Origin of the sequence: Campylobacter coli LMG 9860 (genome assembly GCF_000254135.1) — a bacterium.
GTDB classification, from domain to species: Bacteria; Campylobacterota; Campylobacteria; order Campylobacterales; family Campylobacteraceae; genus Campylobacter_D; species Campylobacter_D coli.
On the sequence record NZ_AINS01000107.1, the window covers coordinates 1 to 270 of the forward strand.

The following is a 270-nucleotide window of genomic DNA, read 5'->3' on the forward strand; positions in this document are numbered from 1 at the left end:
GCTCATTGCAATCCTAAAAAACAACCCGCATTAAACCACAATGATAGAACCAACGATAATGCTAAGACAATCACTAAAGAACTTACGCATTTAAATGAATACTCTTGCACTAGCGATGAAGTGCGTAAGAACATAGAAAGGCTTTATAAAAAAGCTTATGAAAATTTTTATAAATATTGTGAAAATAAGAATGGTTTAGCTAAAAGCGGAAAGCCTAAAGGACTTCAAAATTTTACTAAAAAAGAAAAATGCTATCACGAGTTTATATAC

Annotated in this window: 1 pseudogene; it reads left to right on the top strand. The window is 30.7% G+C overall.

Annotated elements, in window-relative coordinates:
* Positions 1-270: pseudogene (locus CCO88_RS10510) on the top strand (mobilization protein); the annotation flags it as partial.